The sequence below is a fragment of the Gilvimarinus xylanilyticus genome, from assembly GCF_024195295.1.
Taxonomy (GTDB): Bacteria; Pseudomonadota; Gammaproteobacteria; order Pseudomonadales; family Cellvibrionaceae; genus Gilvimarinus; species Gilvimarinus xylanilyticus.
The window spans coordinates 47,303-66,997 of the sequence record NZ_JAMFTH010000001.1 but is presented as its reverse complement, the minus strand read 5'-3'; the positions used below and the strand labels follow the sequence as shown (position 1 = coordinate 66,997).

The 19,695-nt window shown below is 55.3% G+C and carries 14 protein-coding genes; 8 read left to right on the top strand and 6 right to left on the bottom strand.

What is annotated here, in order from left to right:
- The first annotated feature begins 62 nt into the window (after positions 1-62).
- On the top strand, positions 63-539 hold the full coding sequence (locus tag M6D89_RS00270) for a Z-ring associated ZapG family protein (RefSeq protein ID WP_253966026.1): 477 nt from the start codon (positions 63-65) through the stop codon (positions 537-539).
- A gap of 23 nt (positions 540-562) precedes the next feature.
- Positions 563-1,711, top strand: a complete 1,149-nt coding sequence (locus M6D89_RS00265; protein ID WP_253966025.1) for a trypsin-like peptidase domain-containing protein — start codon at positions 563-565, stop codon at positions 1,709-1,711.
- Positions 1,712-1,726: 15 nt separating this feature from the next.
- Here M6D89_RS00265 and rlmB read toward each other — a convergent pair whose 3' ends face one another.
- From rlmB to M6D89_RS00245, 4 genes are all read right to left on the bottom strand, one after another.
- A complete protein-coding gene (gene rlmB / locus M6D89_RS00260; protein ID WP_253966024.1) occupies positions 1,727-2,467 on the bottom strand; it encodes a 23S rRNA (guanosine(2251)-2'-O)-methyltransferase RlmB in 741 nt (246 codons plus the stop codon).
- A 75-nt stretch (positions 2,468-2,542) separates the two neighbouring features.
- Complete coding sequence (gene rnr, locus M6D89_RS00255; protein WP_253966023.1) at positions 2,543-5,155, bottom strand: ribonuclease R; 2,613 nt, start codon at positions 5,153-5,155, stop codon at positions 2,543-2,545.
- 74 nt (positions 5,156-5,229) lie between these two features.
- A complete protein-coding gene (locus M6D89_RS00250) occupies positions 5,230-5,949 on the bottom strand; it encodes a FadR/GntR family transcriptional regulator (RefSeq protein ID WP_253966022.1) in 720 nt (239 codons plus the stop codon).
- A gap of 392 nt (positions 5,950-6,341) precedes the next feature.
- Entirely contained in the window at positions 6,342-9,149 is a 2,808-nt protein-coding gene (locus tag M6D89_RS00245) for a TonB-dependent receptor (protein ID WP_253966021.1), read from the bottom strand.
- 509 nt (positions 9,150-9,658) lie between these two features.
- On the opposite strand from M6D89_RS00245, the gene M6D89_RS00240 reads away from it, so the two are divergent.
- From M6D89_RS00240 to M6D89_RS00230, 3 genes are all read left to right on the top strand, one after another.
- Positions 9,659-11,212 carry a sodium:solute symporter gene (locus tag M6D89_RS00240; RefSeq protein WP_253966020.1) on the top strand — a complete coding sequence of 518 codons (1,554 nt, stop codon included), beginning with the start codon at positions 9,659-9,661 and terminating at the stop codon, positions 11,210-11,212.
- A gap of 229 nt (positions 11,213-11,441) precedes the next feature.
- Positions 11,442-12,923 carry a glycerol kinase GlpK gene (gene glpK, locus M6D89_RS00235; RefSeq protein WP_253966019.1) on the top strand — a complete coding sequence of 494 codons (1,482 nt, stop codon included), beginning with the start codon at positions 11,442-11,444 and terminating at the stop codon, positions 12,921-12,923.
- A gap of 40 nt (positions 12,924-12,963) precedes the next feature.
- A complete protein-coding gene (locus M6D89_RS00230) occupies positions 12,964-14,037 on the top strand; it encodes a S41 family peptidase (RefSeq protein ID WP_253966018.1) in 1,074 nt (357 codons plus the stop codon).
- Between the two features lie 57 nt (positions 14,038-14,094).
- Here M6D89_RS00230 and M6D89_RS00225 read toward each other — a convergent pair whose 3' ends face one another.
- Complete coding sequence (locus tag M6D89_RS00225; protein ID WP_253966017.1) at positions 14,095-16,074, bottom strand: TonB-dependent receptor; 1,980 nt, start codon at positions 16,072-16,074, stop codon at positions 14,095-14,097.
- 216 nt (positions 16,075-16,290) lie between these two features.
- Between M6D89_RS00225 and M6D89_RS00220 the strand changes: the two genes are divergently transcribed.
- A complete protein-coding gene (locus tag M6D89_RS00220) occupies positions 16,291-16,830 on the top strand; it encodes a hypothetical protein (protein ID WP_253966016.1) in 540 nt (179 codons plus the stop codon).
- Positions 16,831-16,834: 4 nt separating this feature from the next.
- Positions 16,835-18,316 (top strand): PepSY-associated TM helix domain-containing protein, encoded by a 1,482-nt coding sequence (locus tag M6D89_RS00215; RefSeq protein WP_253966015.1) that lies wholly within the window; start codon positions 16,835-16,837, stop codon positions 18,314-18,316.
- Here M6D89_RS00215 and trhA read toward each other — a convergent pair.
- Positions 18,266-18,892 carry a PAQR family membrane homeostasis protein TrhA gene (gene trhA, locus M6D89_RS00210; protein WP_253966014.1) on the bottom strand — a complete coding sequence of 209 codons (627 nt, stop codon included), beginning with the start codon at positions 18,890-18,892 and terminating at the stop codon, positions 18,266-18,268. The two genes, M6D89_RS00215 and trhA, sit on opposite strands and share 51 nt — an antisense overlap.
- 301 nt (positions 18,893-19,193) lie before the next feature.
- Here trhA and M6D89_RS00205 point away from each other — a divergent pair, with 301 nt between their 5' ends.
- Positions 19,194-19,691 carry a hypothetical protein gene (locus M6D89_RS00205; protein WP_253966013.1) on the top strand — a complete coding sequence of 166 codons (498 nt, stop codon included), beginning with the start codon at positions 19,194-19,196 and terminating at the stop codon, positions 19,689-19,691.
- Positions 19,692-19,695 lie beyond the last annotated feature (4 nt).

Sequence of the window (19,695 nt, the reverse complement as noted above, 5' to 3'; positions counted from 1 at the left end):
TTTTGGCACTATGGTTGGCACAGACCAACCCCAGAGCGTTCTACTTTTGGAAGGAGAGTTTTGTGTATTCACTGATTACGGTTATCGTCAGCGCCTTGGTCGCCCTGTTGGTCGGTTGCGCCATCGGCTATGTACTATCCCGCGGTAGCCAGGGCGGCGGCCGCAATGCCGACGTGCAGAAGCGTCTGCAAGAAGCAGAGCAGGCACTGGATAATTATCAGCGCGATGTCACCGAGCACTTTGCGCGCACCACCGAGCTGGTTAACAGCTTAAACGACAGCTACCGCGATATGCACGAGCACCTGGCTGCCAGCGCTTTGAAGCTCAGCACCCCCGAAATAAGCCGCCAGCTGCTGGCCGACGCCAAACACCAGCTACCCGGCGAATCGCGGGGCGAAGAGCTGGAGCAATCGGGCGTAGAGGCGCCGCGCGACTGGGCCCCCAAGCGCGAGGGCAGCAAAGGCACACTGAGTGAGGAATATGGCTTTGACGATAGTCATAGTCACAGCGAAGCGGCAGAGCCCGAAAGCCGCTCTTAATTTCTCTCACTGCCGGAGCTCGCATGCCCCTCGCTGTTCGTCTGTTTAAGTTTTTAGCCTGGCCCGTAGCGGCCGGGCTTTTTATCGCCTTTGTTGTATTCGCCCTTTACCCCGAGCTACTCCCCAACGGTGAGGCCCGCGTCCCGACCATCAGCCACAAGGCCAGTGGACAAACGGCCAGCTACGCCGATGCGGTCGACCGCGCCGCCAACTCGGTGGTAAACATTTATTCGCGCAAAGTCATCGAAACCCGTCGCCACCCACTGGCAGACCACCCCATGTACGAGCATCTGTTCCGCAATCCCAACCAGCAAAAGCGGGTTCAGTCGGCACTGGGCTCAGGGGTTATTGTGAGCGAGGAGGGCTACCTGCTCACCAACAATCATGTGATTGACGGCGCCGATGAAATACTGGTGCTACTGCACGACGGCCGCCGCGCCGGCGCCACCTTTATTGGCAATGACCCCGAAAGCGATTTGGCAGTGTTAAAAATCGAGCTGGATAACCTGACCGCGATTAATCTGGGCGACCCTAACAGCGTGCGGGTGGGCGATGTGGTACTCGCCATTGGCAACCCCTTTGGGGTGGGACAGACGGTTACCCAGGGTATTGTCAGCGCCCTTAGCCGTTATGGCCTGGGACTGAGCGTTTACGAAAACTATATACAGACCGACGCCGCCATTAACCCCGGCAACTCCGGCGGCGCCTTAATCGATACCCAGGGCAATTTGCTGGGTATTAACGCCGCCATTATTTTCGACACGGTGGGCATCGGCTTTGCGCTGCCGGTGGACGATGCCATGGATTCGCTGAACGATATTATCAAATACGGCCGGGTGGTACGCGGCTGGCTTGGATTAACCGTTGAGCGCCTGAGCCAGGCGCAAATGCTGGAGTTGGGTATTACCACTGCGGCGGGTGTGCTGGTGACCGAGGTAAGCATTAACCAGCCGGCAGATATAGCCGGGATTCGGCGCGGCGATATTCTCACCCACATTAACGGCCAACCCATTGGCACCGAGCGCCAGGGCCTGAATGAAGTAGCGGATTTAGACCCCGGCACCGAGGTGAGTATGCGTGTGCTGCGCCCGAGGCTAAACGACAGCCCGGAACAACTAGAGCTGGAAGCCACCGTCGCCGAGCGCCCCACGGGCAGCAGCGTAAGAACCTAGCGCAGATACACTGCGTCAGCTGCGCTGGCGCAATGCTTCAAACAGACAAATACCGGTCGCGACCGACACATTCAGACTGCTGACGGTGCCCGCCATAGGAATTTTAAGTAGACTGTCGCAGGTTTCGCGGGTCAGACGTCGCAACCCCTCCCCTTCGGCGCCCATAACCAGCGCCACCGGCCCAGTCAACTCAGTGGTGTAAAGCGTCTCGGTGGCTTCACCGGCGGCGCCTTTTACCCATACGCCCCGGGCTTTTAACTTTTCCAGGGTGCGCGCCAAGTTAGTAACCGGAATAAAGGGCACCACTTCGGCCGCACCACAGGCCACTTTACGCGCGACCGGGCTTAGCCCGGCGGAATTGTCTTTGGGGGCGATCACCGCGTCCACTCCCGCGGCATCGGCCGAGCGCATACAGGCGCCCAGATTGTGGGGGTCGGTCACGCCATCGAGAACCAACAAAAAAGGCGCGTGCTCGATACCATCCAGCAAATCGTATAAATAGGCCTCATCGTAATTTTTGCCGGGGCGGGCCTGAGCAATGACTCCCTGATGATTGGCATCCCCCGCCAGAGCGTCCATTTTTTTGCGCGAGGCCTCCTGCACCGAAATGCCGTTTTGCTTTGCCAGCTGCAGAATTTTTTGCAGCCGCTGATCGGCACGGCCCTGCAAGACCATAAGGGTCAGCACCCGCTGCGGGGCGCTTTTTAACACCGCCTGCACGGCGTGCAGACCGTAGAGAATGTCATTTTTACTCACAATTGTTCTCTTTTGCTTTCCTGTTCGGGCTCGGGCGCGCCGCCGGCGTATTTATCGCACCAAAACAACATGGCGTTAGTCCTGCGGAGGTCTCTTTTTAAAGCGCGCCAGCGCCTTCTTAAAACCAGCTGCTGCCTGCGCAAATACAGATCGGCTCTTCGTCTCTGACTGTGCTTGCGACGATCGAACTGCCGAATCTTGCGACGAGCGACGAACTTGCGCGTCGGTTTTAGAGCCATGCTTGGGTTTCCTCTTGCGCGGTTTTCTGGGCTTAGAAGGATCGGCCGGTCTCTGGTTGGCACGCGGGTTAGACGAGGCCTTTTTGCCGCCCGAGCTTTTGCCACCGCGACTGCCCTGCTTGCCCTTGGTTTTACCACCAGGTTTTTTACCCCCGCCAGATTTTTTACCGCCACCGGCATTCTTGCCACCGCCGGAATTTTTAGCCGCGCTGCGACGTTTACTGGTGACACTTTCCAGTTCAAAGTCAATTTTGCGCTCATCCAGGCTCACCCGCACGACGCGCACTTTAAGCTCGTCGCCCAGACCGAACACCTGCCGGGTGCGATCACCCACTAAGCGGTGCTTGGCCGGATCAAAGCGGTAGTAGTCCTGCGGCAAGGCGGTGATATGCACCAGGCCATCCACATAAATATCCACCAGCTCGACAAACAAACCAAAGCCGGTCACCGAGCTGACCACACCGTCGAAAACGTCGCCCACTTTATCCTGCAGGTACTCACACTTAAGCCAACTGACAACATCGCGAGAGGCTTCATCGGCGCGGCGCTCGGCCATGGACGAATGCTCGCCCAGAGAAATCATGTCGGCCACACTGTAGGGGTAAATTTTATCCTGCGGAATCGGCGCCACACCCTCTACCCGCTCCACATGAGACGAGGGCTGGTCGGAGCGCACCACCGAGCGAATCGCGCGATGCACAATCAAATCCGGATAGCGGCGAATGGGCGAGGTAAAATGGGTGTAGGCATCGTAACCCAGTCCAAAGTGACCGTCGTTTTCCACTTGATAAACCGCCTGGCGCAAGCTGCGCAACATCACGGTTTGAATCATATTGGCGTCGCCGCGATTGCTGATTGCCTCCATCAGCACCTGATAATCCGCCGAGGTGGGCTCGTCCCCACCGCCCAGGCCCAGACCTAACTCTGCGAGAAATTCGCGCAGATTTTCCAGTTTTTCGGCGGTAGGCCCCTGGTGAACCCGGTACAGCGAGGTGATTTTGTGCTTTTCCAAAAAGCGCGCTGCCGATACATTGGCGCACAGCATGCACTCTTCGATAATTTTGTGGGCATCATTGCGCCGCACAGGCACAATCTCGTCAATTTTGCGCTCATCGTTAAAGACAATACGCGTCTCGACGGTTTCAAAGTCAATCGCGCCGCGCTCGGTGCGCGCCTCGCGCAGGCTTTTGTATAGCTCGTTCAGGTTTTCCAGCTCGTTTAAGCGATCGGCCAGCTCTTCGCGCACCGCTTCATCGCCAGCCAAAGCCGCCCCCACCTGGTTGTAGGTTAAGCGCGCGTGGGAGTGAATAATCCCCTCGTAGAATTTGTAACCACTGACCTGCCCGGCGGCCGAGACGGTCATCTCGCACACCATAACCAGCCGGTCTACATGGGGGTTCAGCGAGCACAGGCCGTTGGAGATTTTCTCCGGCAGCATGGGCACCACATGATCGGGAAAATAAACGCTGGTAGCCCGGCGCACTGCGTCTTCGTTTAAACCGGTGCCGGGGCGCACATAGTGCGAGACATCGGCAATGGCCACAAACAGTCGCCAGCCGCCGCTTTTTTTGCGCTGACACAAGACCGCATCGTCAAAATCGCGGGCGTCTTCACCGTCAATGGTCACAAAGGGCAGATCGCGCAGATCCACCCGGCCAGTTTTGTGGGCCTCGTCCACTTCGGAGGGCAAAGCTTCGGCTTCGCTGAGCGCCGCGTGGCTCCACTGATTGGGAATGCCGTGGGATTCAATCGCCAGCTCAATTTCCATTCCAGGGGCCATATGATCCCCCAGCACCTGAATCACGCGGCCCTGCGGGGGGCGCTGTTTTTCCGGTTGACGGGTGATTTCCACCACCACAATCTGCCCGGTATTGGCACCCAGCTCATCACCCTGAGCGACCATGATGTCCTGGGTGATTTTGGCGTTTTCGGGGCTTAAAAACTGTACCCCATCTTCTTTAATAAAGCGCCCCGCCAGGGTTTTAGTGTTGCGCGCCAATACCTCGACAATGGCGCCCTCTTCTTTACCCCGGTAATTTTCGCCCTGCAGGCGCACCAGCACTTCATCGCCGTCAAAGACTTTGCGCATCTGGCGGTTGTGCAGGTAAATGTCGTCACCGCCCTCCACCGGAATGGCAAAACCAAAGCCGTCGCGGTGGCCCTGAACCCGGGCACGCACCAGTTCGGTCAAATCAATAGGCGCAAAAGCACCGCGGCGGTTACTCACCAGCTGGCCATCGCGGGCCATGGCGATTAAACGTCGGCGCAAAGCTTCAATATCGTCTTCATCGCTCAACTCGAGTAACTGGGCAACTTGCGGATGGGTGCAGGGACCGGGCTGGCGATCCAGCAGCTCCAGAATCAGCTCGCGGCTGGGAATGGGGTTTTCGTATTTTTGCGCTTCGCGGTCGGCAAACGGGTCGGAAGGTGGACCTTGGCGTTTACTCAAAAGATAGGCTCCATAATGCCGGGGAATGTAAATTCATCCGGCATTATAGGGTATATAGAGAGGCTTTGTATGCTTTAAGACTGCCCAGCCTTGTCCAGCTCTTGCTCAATAAAGCCCAAAGCCTCATCGATCAGCAAAAACATGGCGTTTTTGGCGCGCTCGGCATTGCCGCTGCAAATCGCGTGGTACACCTTGGCGTGGTCTTCAATCACCCCGTCGGGGTTCGCCTTAATCACGTTGGTGTGGCGAATACTCACGTTAAGTGCGGTGCGAGTGAAATCCCGCATACGGATGTAAAAGCGGTTCTCGCTGGCGTAGAGAATGCTGATGTGGAAATCGATATCTGCCTCAAGCTCGTTTTCCGAGTTATCTTGAGCCACCCGCATACGCTCCAGAGCATCGCCAATGGCCTGCTTCCGCTCGGGGCGGGCAAAACGCGCCGCCAGGGCCGCCGCTTCGGGCTCAATGGCGATGCGCATCTGCAGAAACTCTTTCAGCACTTTCATGGAGGGGTTACCTTCTAGGGACCACTTAAGCAGATCGGAGTCGAAAATATTCCACTCCTCTTCCGACATAATGCGGATACCCTGACGCGGACGGCTTGAGATCAACCCCTTGGCGGATAGCATTTTTACCGCCTCACGCACGGCGGTGCGGCTTACCCCAAACTCTTCACACAATTCGGCTTCGGTCGGCAGGCTTTCGCCCTGCTGATAGTCCCCGCAGACAATCGCCCGACCCAGTTGCTGAGTCATGCGCTGAGATAAATTATTGTTTCGCTCTAATACGGCCATTAACTGTCACTCAATATTACAAGTTGGCTAAAAGTATCGACTCTTGCGCCCAGATTCAAGTGAAAATGTCCGATAAAGAGCCAGTTCCGGGCGATCTGGAATCAAATAACAGACTCTATCGAGGTATGAAATGGATGATTGAGGAGGGTAACGGCGGGTCAAAAGAGCCAGACACGAACGCCAGATACAAAAAAGCCCCCTTAAAAAAGGGGGCAAAACAAGAAGAGACCATGTATCGCAACACCCCGTGCCGACCGCACGCTAATACAGAGCACAGAGTGAAGTAATACATAGGCAGATTGCTCTGCCTGTGCGCCCGAAGGCGCTTCCGGCGTTAGCCGGTTGGACCCCCGAAGGGGCTCACTTCTGCATCCACTAGCCCATTAGTGGAATTAGAAAGAGTAGCGAGCACCCAAACCGAAGGTGCGGGCAATCTTCCAGTTACCCATACGGTGGTAAGGGCTGTTGCCATAGCTTTCGTGGGTCAGCTCGCCAGTCAGGTTAACGGCATTGAACGAGACGGTGAAGTCATCGGTAATGTCGTAGTTAAGCTGGAAGTCCAGCGATTTTTGCGCATCGCGCCAAATCGGCATGGGGTTGGCAAACTGCGCGGAGGAGTTCGCGTTGAAAAACTCCGAACGCCACACATAAGCCAAACGAGCGTCAAACGCCTCACGATCATAAACCAAGGTGATGTTATAAGAGGTATCCGACACACCCATAATATCGGTGGTTTCAGTGCCCTCTACCTGACCCTCTTCATCCAACAGAGGAATATCCTGCTCGGAATCCAGCAAAGTCAGCGCTGCCTGGATACCAAAACCATCCAGTAAGCCCGGCAGGTTCTCGGGGAAATAGCTGGTACCCAACTCGATACCAGACAACTTACCGTTAGAGGCATTATCAGGCTGCGACAAGACAAACGTATCGGTATTGAAGCCCTCGATATCGCGGTTTACCACGTTACGGAAACCGACCACCAAGCCTTCGATATCGCGCTGGAATGCGGTCACATAAACAGAGCTTGCATCACCAAAGTACCACTCGAGCGACAAGTCCAGGTTCTGCGACATGGTGGGTTCGAGGTCCACGTTACCGCCACTGGCGGTACCATAACCGATGTCAGTAATGTCATCGTAGTAAGTAATGGTCGGGTTCAGATCAAAGTAACCTGGCATACGCAGGGTTTCGCCATAGTTGAAACGCATCAGCAAGCCTTCGGTGAAGTGCCAGCGCGCTGTCAAGCTGGGCAGAAATTCGCTGGTTTCGGTAGAGCCCTGGGTACGGGTTTGATCTTGCTGGTCAACAAACTCAGTATCGGTTTGCACGTTAACGTAGCGGCCACCGATCTCACCGTCAAAGCGCATGCCAGCCAGCTCGGTTTCAAACTGCGCGGTTGCGTAGACTGCGGTGTTTACTTCGTTAATGTTGAACTGCTCCATCAATGGATCAGAGGGATCCAAACCGTACAAGTTCAAGAACTGAGCGCGATTAGCCAGCAGGTATTCGCCATTAGGGGTCGCCCAAGAGCGCGGCACATCGTATTCACCCTCCATGAAGCTGTCGTTCACCCAGGAAATGCCTTCGTCGATGTAAGAGGCAAACTGACAATTCGCAGCGTCGCCAGTGGTGTTGCCCGCATCACAGGTAATACCACCCTGATCACGGCCGTATTCTGCCGCATCGTGATCGTCGTAGCGCAAACCGAAGTTAAAGGTATGAAACAAACCACCTTCATTCAAGTATTCGCCATCGGTGGTAAAGGTAACCGCCTCGCCCTCGCGGCGAGCGCCATTGTCATAAAGCTCACCCATAGACCAGTGGGTCAGGTCGGTCAGATCACCTTCATTTACATCCGCAGTATCTGGATTGTCTTCAAAGTTAATAAAGGGGTTGGCGCTGTAATTTGCATTTACAATATAGCGACCACCGCCATTACCGCGCATGGCGATAAATTCGGTTTCAAACTCACTGTCCTGGTAAACCAGCTCAGATTCCAAAGTCAGGTTATCGGAAATATCCCACTCGCCGCGAATGGCCGACATAAAGGAGTCGGTGGCGTTGGTGGCATAGTCGCCACTGGTGAAGGTAAACGGATACTTGACCGAACGCTCTTTAATCACGTTGGTGCCTTCGTAGACTTCGAAGGTGTCTTCAATCGGCCCCAGCTCACCCAGCGCGCCCCACCAGTCAACAAATGAGAAGTGCAGCGAGTTGAAAGTATCGTTGCGGTAGCCGGTGTACATAGACTCGAAGGTGTAAGTAGACGAATCGTTAGGCGCAAACTGCAGCGAGATATTGGCTGCGGTGCGCTCGCGCTCGCCCTGCAAGTCAGACTGGAACATAGCGTCGCGAGCCAGATAGTACTCTTGATCAACGCCATTCATGTTCAAGGTGGAACCCGCTTCATCGGGCAGGCCGTTGTCAAGACCTGGGGTCCAGAAGCCGGTATCGGGGAAAATACGCTGCAACGGTACAAAGCCTTCCAGCGGATCTTCTGTCATAAAGGGTACTTGAGCACCCGGTGTCACTGACTGACCTCGGAAGTTGGTTTCCTGATACGACAAGTTAACTAGGGCACCGAAATCGCCCACACCGGTTTCCCATACGTTGCTGAATAAACCGCTCAGGATTGGATCTGTCTCTTCCGAGTCTTCGTTGTAGACAGCGCGGGCCGCCAGAGATACTTTAGAACCATCAAAGTCGAATGGACGGAAGGTGTGAACATCGATTTGACCGGCAATGCCTTCTTCAAACTGCCCCGCCGAACGGTTTTTAATCACGTCAATACGCGACACCAAAGTTGAAGGTAAGTCGGCTAGCGCCATAGAGCGGCCAGAAGCGGTAAAAATAGTACGACCGTTAACGGTTGTGCTTACATCGGTTAAACCGCGAATGGTTACCGTGTTGACCTCACCTTCAGAGCGATCGGTTACCTGAACACCAGGCACACGCTGCAGGGATTCTACAACGTTATTGTCGGGCAGCTTGCCGATGTCTTCGGCAATAATCGCGTCCATCACCTGCATGGAGTCGCGCTTGATATCAATGGCTTTGTTAAGGCTGGCACGAACACCGGTAACGACTACTTCTTCGAGCAGCATATCCATGTCTTCTTGGTTATCTTGTGCGGCAACCTGTAGGGAACCCAGAGCAGCAACCATGGCTACTGAGGAACTGAGCAAACGTCGCTTGAACATAGCTTTTCTCCGTTATGTATGGCGCGTAGTCATATGCGCACCAAATTATTATTAATGAATACAAAACACACGGACCCGGCCGACAGCCGGAAAAAATAAGGTTTACACTCCTCGTGGAGCCGTTATTTGTATTACAATTTGAATGCTAATACTCAAAGTTTTTGCTGTCAACCACAAATATAAAACAATTTATCTTACTTTAAAGCGACATAGCCGCTTTAATAACGCCCTATAAAAGGGCGAAAAACAAAAAGAATGCCTAAAAAAAGCCCTAGAACTTAACGATTTAGCGCGGCTTTGCTATGATTGCGCCGGTCGTGCGATTTATCAGCGCCACCGACACGCCGACTTATAGTCACACAAACTATTATAGTATAATAAGTCCACACTGTGCTAAGTCTTATAATTATGTATAGCAGGGAATACAAATAATGATTGAATTCGCCCTTTTAGACTATTGGGTACTAGGCGCTTTCTTCCTAGTACTCGCCGTCACTGTAGGTATCTGCATGCGGCAAAAAGAAAACGATACCGCGGACTATTTTCTCGCCGGGCGCAACGCCGGCTGGCTGGTCATTGGTTCATCGATTTTCGCCTCTAACATCGGCTCGGAGCACTTGGTTGGGCTGTCCGGCGCCGGGGCACAAACCGGTATGGCCATGGCCCACTGGGAGCTGCAGTCGTTTATTATTATTTTGCTGGGTTGGATGTTCGTTCCCTTTTACTGGTCCAGTAAAATTTACACCATGCCCGAGTTTCTGGAGCGCCGTTACGGTCCCTCTAGCCGCACCTTCCTCTCTATTATCTCGCTAATCAGCTATGTACTGACCAAAGTGTCGGTGACGGTATACGCGGGCGGCGTGGTGCTGCAGACGGTGCTAGGCATTGATACCCTGTGGGGCTTTGACTTCTTCTGGGTGGCGGCGATTGGCCTGGTGCTGATTACCGGTATTTACACCGTCCTAGGGGGCATGAAAGCCATTCTCTGGACCTCGGTGATTCAAACGCCGGTGCTGATTATTGGCTCGGTGGTTATTCTGGTCACCGGCCTGGAAGCGCTGGGCGGCTTTGCCGAACTGGAGCGCATTAATGGCGAGAAAATGAGCCTGTTCCGCCCCGCCTCTGACCCGAACTTCCCCTGGCCCGGCGTTATTTTCGGCTCGATGATTATTGGTTTTTGGTACTGGTGTACCGATCAGTACATCGTTCAGCGTGTGCTGTCGGCCAAGGGCATTCAGGCGGCGCGTCGCGGTACCTTTTTTGCCGGGTATCTGAAGCTGCTGCCAGTATTTATCTTTTTGTTCCCGGGCATGATCGCCTTCGCCCTGAACGAAAAAGGCATTATCCAAATGGATACGCCGGACCAAGCGTTCGCCACACTGGTTTCTACCTTGCTGCCTGCCGGTGTTAAAGGTATTGTCATCGGGGGCCTGATTGCCGCCTTGATGAGCTCGCTGGCATCGCTGTTTAATTCGTCGGCGACCCTGTTCACCATCGATTTTTACAAGCGCTTTAAGCCCGAATCGTCCGAGCAACACCTGGTAAAAGTGGGCCGTATGGCCACTCTGGTGGTGGTTGCGTTGGGTGTTATCTGGATTCCGGTGATGCAGATGGTTGCGGATGTACTCTACGAATATCTGCAACTGGTTCAGTCGCTGATTGCCCCGGCGGTCGCCGTGGTGTTCCTGCTGGGTGTATTCTCTAAACGAATCACCCCCACCGCAGGTTTTATCGGTCTGGTCGGGGGCTTTATTCTGGGCATGACGCGCCTGGTACTGCAGATCTTTTCCGACAGCCTGCCGGCCGGTGGCATTTTAGAGTCACTGGTGACCGTTAACTGGCTGTACTACTGCATCGGCCTGTTCCTGGCAACCTGCGCTATTGTTATCGGCGTTAGCTTCTTTACTCAGCGCGCGCCCGATAGCCAAATTGCCGGTATCACCTACGGCTCTATCAGCCCGGAGCAAAAAGCGGAAATCAAAGCCGGTATCACCAAGTGGGATATTTTCCACACCGTGGTGATTATCGCGATTACCGTGGGCATCTACGTCCGCTTCTGGTAGCGGTCAATAGCGGGGCGGGTTTGTGATCCGCCCCGGCTTCTCATCCGCGTGCGCTGGCGCACTGCAAACCGCCCCCCTCACCACAAAAATTTCCCGCCCCTCTCGCGCCTCAATAGCCACGCCTCAATAATCACACCACCGAGCCCCGAGTCTGGTTGTCAGATCATTTGGCATTCACTTTTTATACACTACAATCATTACAACACTCACAAACCGGATGAGGTAACGCTTGAGCGACGCCATTCTTGCTATTGATCAAGGCACCACCAGCAGCCGGGCGCTGTTATTTTCACGCCAGGGGGAAATGCTTGCCAGCGCCCAGCAGGAATTTACCCAACATTTTCCCGCCGATGGCTGGGTTGAACACGACCCGTTGGAAATTTGGCAAGTCACCACCGATGTCTGCAACCAAGCGTTGGCGCAGCTGCCCGCCCGGCAGAATGTTGTGGGCATTGGCATTACCAACCAGCGCGAGACAACGCTGGTGTGGGACAAAAGCAGCGGCGAACCGATTTACCCGGCCATTGTCTGGCAAGACAGACGCACTGCCGACACCTGCCGTCGCTTGCGCAACGAAGGCCAGGAGCCCCTGCTGCGCGAGCGCACCGGTCTGTTGCTCGATCCTTACTTTTCCGCCACCAAGCTCGCCTGGATTTTGGACAAGGTCGAAGGCGCCCGCGAGCGCGCTGGGCGCGGCGAGCTGGCGTTTGGCACCATCGACTCATGGCTGATTTGGAAATTTACCAACGGCCAAAGGCACGTGACCGATGCCACCAATGCCAGCCGCACAGCCCTGTTTAATATTCACACCCAACAATGGGACGAAGAGCTGTTAAAGCTGTTCAATATTCCCGCGAGCCTTCTGCCCGAAGTGCTGGACTGCGCCGCCGACTTTGGTACCGCGACCGAAGGTTTGGAGGGGCGGCAAATTCCGATTACCGGTGTCGCCGGAGACCAGCACGCGGCCATGATAGGACAGGCCTGCTTTGCCCCGGGCATGATTAAAAGCACTTACGGCACCGGCTGTTTTGCTCTGATGCACACAGGCGACACCCCCAAGGCATCGTCCAACCGGCTGCTGACCACCCTGGCCTATCGCATAAACGGCGAACCACACTATGCGCTGGAAGGCTCCATATTTATCGCGGGCGCAGCGGTACAGTGGCTGCGCGATAAGCTGGGCATAATCCGCGAAGCGGCCGAGACTGAGGCCCTGGCGGCCAGCTTGGACGGCAACCACGGGGTTTATTTAGTGCCCGCATTTACGGGCCTGGGCGCGCCCCACTGGGAACCCGATGCCCGCGCCACCATCTGCGGATTAAGCCGCGATAGCGGGCGCGCCGAAATCGCCCGCGCCGCACTGGAGGCCGTGTGCTATCAAACCCGCGATTTGCTGGAAGCCATGGAAAAGGACGCCGGGCACAGCACGCGTGCACTGCGGGTAGACGGCGGAATGATCGCCAACAACTGGTTGCTGCAGACGCTGGCGGATATTACCGACACCACCGTAGAGCGCCCCCGTATGATTGAAACCACCGCCCTGGGTGCTGCCCAGCTCGCCGCTTTGCAACTGGGCCTGTTCGCAAGCTTACAGGATATTGCCAAACACTGGACGCAAGAGCGCCAGGCCAGCCCCCACATTGACGCCACCACCCGAGCGACTATGATAAAAGGCTGGCAAGCCGCCGTGCGTAAAACTCTGGCGGAGTAAGCTCTAAAGGGCCCCACAGACAGGAAGCTGATTTTACATTATGGACACCACCCTGGCCGAAGCGCCTTTTTGCTTTAAGCTCGCCGCGCGCGAGCTTAACTACCTGGATTACTATTTTCGCAGCAACGACGCCGGTGCCCCCAGCCATATCGAGCACCGGGGCGAGGCGTTTTTTGAGCAGTCACTGCAACGCACCATGGCGGCGCTGCGGGGCATAAACAGCTGGCACGAGTGCGCCGAACTTTACACCCGCCACTTGCACCACTATCGCCAGCACCATTTGGGTATTCAGCCGGTCAGCATCGCTCACAATGGCGAGAGCGAGAGCGATAACAACCACCGCGACCTCGGCCCCCGCCTCGAGCAACTATCAGACACTTGTGTGCTATTGCGCCTGCAAAGCTTCGAGCCGCAATACCAGCGGCCTTTGCAAGAATTACTCGACACCAACCGCGCCACACTCGAGCAGTGCCCTCACTGGATTATTGACTTACGATTAAACGGCGGCGGCAGTGACTGGAGTTACGCCAGCCTGTTGCCCTGGATACTGGACGGCGAGGTGGTGAACATCGGCGTGCAGTGGCGCGCCACCCACGAAAATATTGACGGTTTGCAACGGCTTGTAGACGAGCTTAGCGCCGACGATGCGCCCCCCTCCGAGGGCGACGCCGCCGATTATTTGCGCAAAGTTATTCAAACCATGGGCGAGTCGCGCCGGGGCTCGTTCGTCAGCACCGCATCGCGCACCTACAGTTTAAACAGCACCCGCGCCGAGCCCTCGGGCCCCGCGCGGGTGGCCATACTCACAGGCCCCCACTGCTATAGCGCTGGCGAGCAATTTCTACTGACCGCCCGGCAAAGCTTTAAAGTGACATTAATCGGACAGCCTACCGCCGGGGCACTGGACTACTCAAACCTGGTCAGTCATCGCTTACCCGAATCGGGCATGACACTTTGGTACGCCAGCTCGCGCAGCGCGCGCCTACCCCACTACCCGGTGGATACCCATGGCGTATTACCCGATATCTATTTACCGCTCAGCGACGAGGATGCCAAACAGGATCAAATCCTTCGAGTACAGCGCTGGCTTGAGGGCGGGTCGCTGGCGCTGTAAAAACTTCAGACACAAAAAAAGCGCAGCGGCCTTAACCACTGCGCTTTGCGCCGCCAGTTAGAAACGCAGCGCCATGCTCAAGCGAATATCCTGCCCCGGTGCGGGATAGCCCTTGATACCGGTGTAGCCGTCCAAATGAGTAAAGTCCTCCACACTGCCGTGGTCCAGGTACTCCTCATCAAACACATTTTTTACCGTCAGGGTCACACTAAAACCGCGCAGGCCGCTGGGCTCCCAGTGGGCGTAGATATCGTGCACGTTGTAGCCCGGCTTGCTGATACTGGCACCGGCAGACTCAACATAAATATCATCCAAATCCTGCACCAGGGTCATAATCCAGCCGACATCAATCGTAGAGTTCACCTGGTAAGAAGTGTCCATGGTTAGAGTATTACCGGTGGAGGTCCCCAAATAACCATAGGAATAGCGGGTAAGAGGTTCGCCATCCAGCTCGACATCGGTATCGACATAGGTCCACTTGGAGAACAAGCGCTCGCCGTTGTAGGTGGCGCCCAGGGAGTAGCCATTGGTTTCCAGCTCGCCCAGGTTTTCGTAGTGGCGCGACCAGGGCACATCGTTACCAATCGCGTCTTCAATGGTGGTGTCGTGATAACCGGCACTTAGCAAAAAGCTGCCCAGAGTGTAGTCCAGCCCCAGCTCAAAGTTTTTGGCGCGCTCGGCTTTTAAGTCCGGATCATTGGTGGTACCAAACAGCTTGAAGCCGTCGTTGGTTTCTACCCCACGCAAGGATTCGGCGTAACCGCCGCTGAAGGTCAAGTCGCGGGTCAGGTCATAGGCAAAACCGACGTTGGGGCTAAAACCATCAGAGGTAAACTCGTTATTTTCTTTGTCCACCGCATTAAAGTCATCCCAGCGGGTGCCAAAGGTGAATAACAGCGCCTCGGTCGCCTGGAAGCGGTCTTGCACAAAAAAGCCCAGCACATCGCTGGTTTCGGTAAAGGCGTTACCGCCCAGTGCGCTTTCACCGGCAGTCACTTCATCGTCGCGGTAATCCGAGCCGTACACAATGTTGTGCTCGCCCACCTGGCTGGTGTTGCTGATCACAAAACCCTGGGTATCCACAGCACTGGCGTAATCGTCCCAGGGGCGGTAGATCTCAAAGTCGGTGTTGTACAGGCTGACATCCAGCAGCAGTAAATCACTGTCGGGTTTATCCCAGGAGTATTTTGCGGTGGTGGTTGCACGCTCGAACTCCAAATCGCGCAGCGGATTGCGCGGCCCTTCCCCCCACTCGGGGCGGGTCAGTTTTTCGCCCTCTTCGGCCAGATTTTCGTAGCTGATGCTGGCCTTATGTCCGCCGCCAAAATCACCCACAAATTTGACAAAACCCAGATCCTGGTCCGAGTTGGTGCCCGGCAGTTCGTTGCCATTGGGGTCTTGCATATCGTCCTGATCAGACGTCACATAGCTGGCCATGGCACTAAAGGTGTCGCCCAGCCGGCCAAACACCGTGCCGCTGCCTTTGTAGCCTTCGGTATTAGAAAAATACCCGGCTTTGACGATACCGCCAAAATTGCGATTACCTAACAGGTCTTCCGGGTCTTTGGTTTCAAATTTAATCGCCCCGCCCAGCGCGCCGGGGCCGCTGGTGGCGTCGCCCGCCCCCACTTGTACATGCACTTGTTTAAGCAATTCGGGCTCGACCGAAATACGGCCAGTGTGGTGGTAGGTCACCCCGGACTGGGTGGCGCCATCGACGGAGATGTTCAAGGTATCTTCGCCCAGGTTGCGCACGTAAATTTTTTGCGCCGCCCCGACCGAGCCGCCCACCAAAACCGTGGGCACGCCCGAGAAGATATCATCCAGATCATTGGCCTGTTTGCGGTCCAAATCGGCCGTGGTTAGCAAGCTGTCTACCGGCTCGCCAATCACTACCAGCTCTTCTATTTCCTTGGGCTTACTTTTTTCATCAGAGTCGCTAACAGAATCGGTTTGCGCCATGGCATAACCGGGCACCAATGAGATGGCGAGAGCGAGGGGGCTGAGGCGGGTGATAAGCGAGTGGTGATATTGCATGGAACTTCTATCCTCCTGATATAGTTGGCGCTAAAAAGACTCATTATCATCTTGTTTTCCTTGGATGTAAATAATTGTAATAATTATTATCTTTTAGGTGCTTACCAAAAAGCATCAACCCCAGCTTCCGCGATACGTGGGATCCCCCCACCGGCGGTTGCAGTTAATAATATTTCTCACTACTATTGGCGCGCTTAACATCTGACTGGAGCTTCCATGATATTGGCTTTACTCGGCTGCGCCCTGGCATGTATTGGTTTAGCCGCACTCTTTGCCGCCTGGCGCCTTAAGCGGCGCACACCGCTACTCACTTGGGCCGGCTGGGTGCTGATCGGCGCCGGGGCGGCGGCCTGGTCCAGGGCCCAAGGGGCCGAGTTTGGCATCAGCTTTACGTTGATCACCCTGGCGCTGGCCGCCTGGGCAGTGACAATAGGCAACCAGGATTCGCGGCGGCAAAAAGTAAAGCCCCAAATCCGCACCCCATTGCAATGGGCAAATGCACGCCAGGTCGGCCTGCAATTATGGCGGGTATTCACGGTTGTCTTGCTATCGGGTTTGGTCAGTGTCGCCCTGTTGGTTGCCCTCGCCAAACTGCTGCCACTGTCGAATGTAAACGCCATGGTGTTGGCAGCTCTAGTCTCGCCGGTCGTCTGGGGCGCTGCCGCCTATTGGCTGCTGGCCGATCCTCGCCCCCTGCGCCCTCCCGTCTCTTTGCTGGTGGCCGGCTTGGTCAGTGGCGTCATTATTATGTTGTAACGCTATGAAACAATTACTCTCCCCTGCCCTCGTCAAACAGTCGCTGGCCAGCCACGCCTGGCTGGGCCTGGCCGTGGGCGCCTTTATGTATTTGGTGTGTTTGTCGGGTTCGTTTTTGGTGTTCGAGCACGAGTTAGAGCACTGGGAGCAGGCCGACGCCCCCGAGCGCCATCAGGTGACTCCCGAACAAGTGCAAAGCGCTTATAACCTGTTAGAAAAGCAGGTTATGGCGGAGCAAAATAAAGCCGAGACGGACAGCGAACATCACCACCATATGTTTGTCATGCTGCCCACCGCCGCCAGCCCCAATATGCGAGTGGCATCCGACGACGGCAGCTATTTTGTCAACGCCGACGGCAGTCTGGGGGATAAAGTCGACACCCCCTGGACTCAGCTACTGATCGATTTACATCTTTATCTGCACCTGCCCAAAAGCTTTGGCATGATCGTGGTGAGTATTCTCGGGGTGATGCTATGCGGCTTGATTATCTCGGGCTTTTTATCCCACCCGCGTATTTTTAAAGATGCCTTTACCCTGCGCCCCAAAGCGGCCCCCCGCCTGAGTCAGGCCGACTGGCACAACCGCTTTAGCGTCTGGGGCGCACCCTTTCATTTAATGATTGGCGTTACCGGGGCGTTTTTTGGCCTCGCCAGCTTATTTGTCTTGATTGGCGCACAGGCGTTTTACGATGGCGATACCAGTAAGGTGGTACCCGCCATTTACGGCGCCGAACCCGAACTGGAGCAACCGCTACAAACCGCCGCCGTAGGTAAAGCCCTGGCGCAAATGCCGCAGATCGCCCCCGAAGCCGAACCGTTTTACATTACCGTGGAAGATGTAGGCACCGAGCACCAGTATATTTTGCTGGGCGCCGAACACCCGGAACGCTTAATTTATGCCGAGCAGTATCGCTTTGACAGCGCCGGTAATTATTTAAGTAAGGTGGGCTTTAGCGACGGCGAAGCGGGCCGCCAGGCGATTTTCTCGGTGTACCGAATTCACTTTGGCCACTTTGGCGGTTTGCTGGTTAAGCTCGCCTATGTCGCGCTCGGTTTGGCGCTGGCCGTTATTTCAGTGAGCGGTATCAATATCTGGCTGGCCAAGCGGCGCCAGCGCGATGGGCTGAATAATATCTGGACCGCTATTGTGTGGGGCACCCCGCTGGCGCTGGGCCTAACGGCAGTAGCACAACTGGCGCTGGGCGGCAGCTCCAAATGGATTTTTTGGGGCGCGCTGGTTATCGCTGCACTGCTGTGTCAGTGGGTCGATCGCCCCAACCGCAGCAAAGGGCTGCTGCAACTAACCGGTGCACTGACGCTATTGGCAATGGTCATTCTGCATGCAATGGCGTTCGGCGCCTACGCCTGGAAAGCGGCGCCTTTGGGCATTAACCTCAGTTTTATCGCCACCGCCGTCTTGCTATTTTGGCGCGGCCTAGCGCACATAGGCGACAATAGAAACGAAATGACAGAAAGAACCCGCTAACACAAACATATGCCAAATACCGTGGGCGTGGCGCAGCTTGCGCATGCCATCCAACACGTAAAAAATCACCCCCACGGTATAGGCAACCCCGCCCAGCCAAAGCCACAGAAGCCCCACCGGATCAAAGTTGGCCGCCAGGTCGCGATAGACCACCACACACACCCAGCCCATAACCAGATAAATTAAAATCTGCAGCCATTTAATGCGCTTTTTGGGCAAGATATCCAACAGCAAACCCACCAACGCCAACGACCAGATAACAACCAGCATAATCAACCCCGTCGTGCCGCCAATAGTCACCAACATAAACGGGGTATAGGTGCCGGCAATCAGCAGGTAAATACACACATGATCTAATTGGCGAAATACCGCTTTGACCTTGGGCGAGCGGAAACTGTGGTACAGGGTGGACATGGTGTAGAGCAAAACCAGGGTCACACCGAAAATCACAAAGCTGACGATCAGCGCGGCATCCCACTGCTGAATACTAATCGTCAGTAACGCACCAAACCCCACCAGCGCCAGAACTGCGCCCACCAAATGGGTAATACTGTTGATTCTTTCGCCATCGTACATAGGCACTCCTTTGGGGACTGGGTTACCGGTGCGCTAAGATTTTAGGCCAGTTGCCGCCTCAGTGTCACCACACCCACGGGCTTTACCCCGAGGGCAATCGCCTATACGCTTATTAACGTGGAGATTGAAATGCTAGACCTGAGCATTTTAATGGTCGCCCTGTGAAATCGACGGAAGTTGCGACACCCCTTAATTTTACAGGGCTCGCCTTCGGCGGCGTCGGGGCGCATCCTGCACCGCTATTAACCCGACAATCATAATGGCCGGGTTAATAGAAAAACAGCAATAATATTGGTTATCTATGTACAGAGTAGGGAAACACGTTGGCTATCGCCTAACATTGATGGCCGCACTTTTTACGGCATTGTTAGTACTAATGTACGAGTGGCTGCCAGAGCGTCACCTGCAAATTTGGCCCAATCCCGAGTTGGGTCGCGAGTTATTATTCGCCGATGCCGAACGAGGAGGAAAATCCACTGTCAGCTGGACAGAGACCCCGGGGCAGTTTCGCTGCGTTATGCGCCCCAGCGAAGCCTGGAAAATATGTGGCATGCATATTCCTCTGGGCGACGGCCGCGAGCAAGGCATAGACCTGACGCCCTATACCCATATTGAACTCGATGTGAAATACCAGGGCCCTACCGGAAAAATCCGTTTTTATATCCGCAACTTTGAGCCGGGTTTCTCCCAACCCAACGACTACGAAAGCAACAAGTTTAACAACGTAATTGTCTCGGTGGACCAATACCAGCCGCCCTGGCGCGCACCACTGGCACTGTTTACCGTGGCTGATTGGTGAAAAC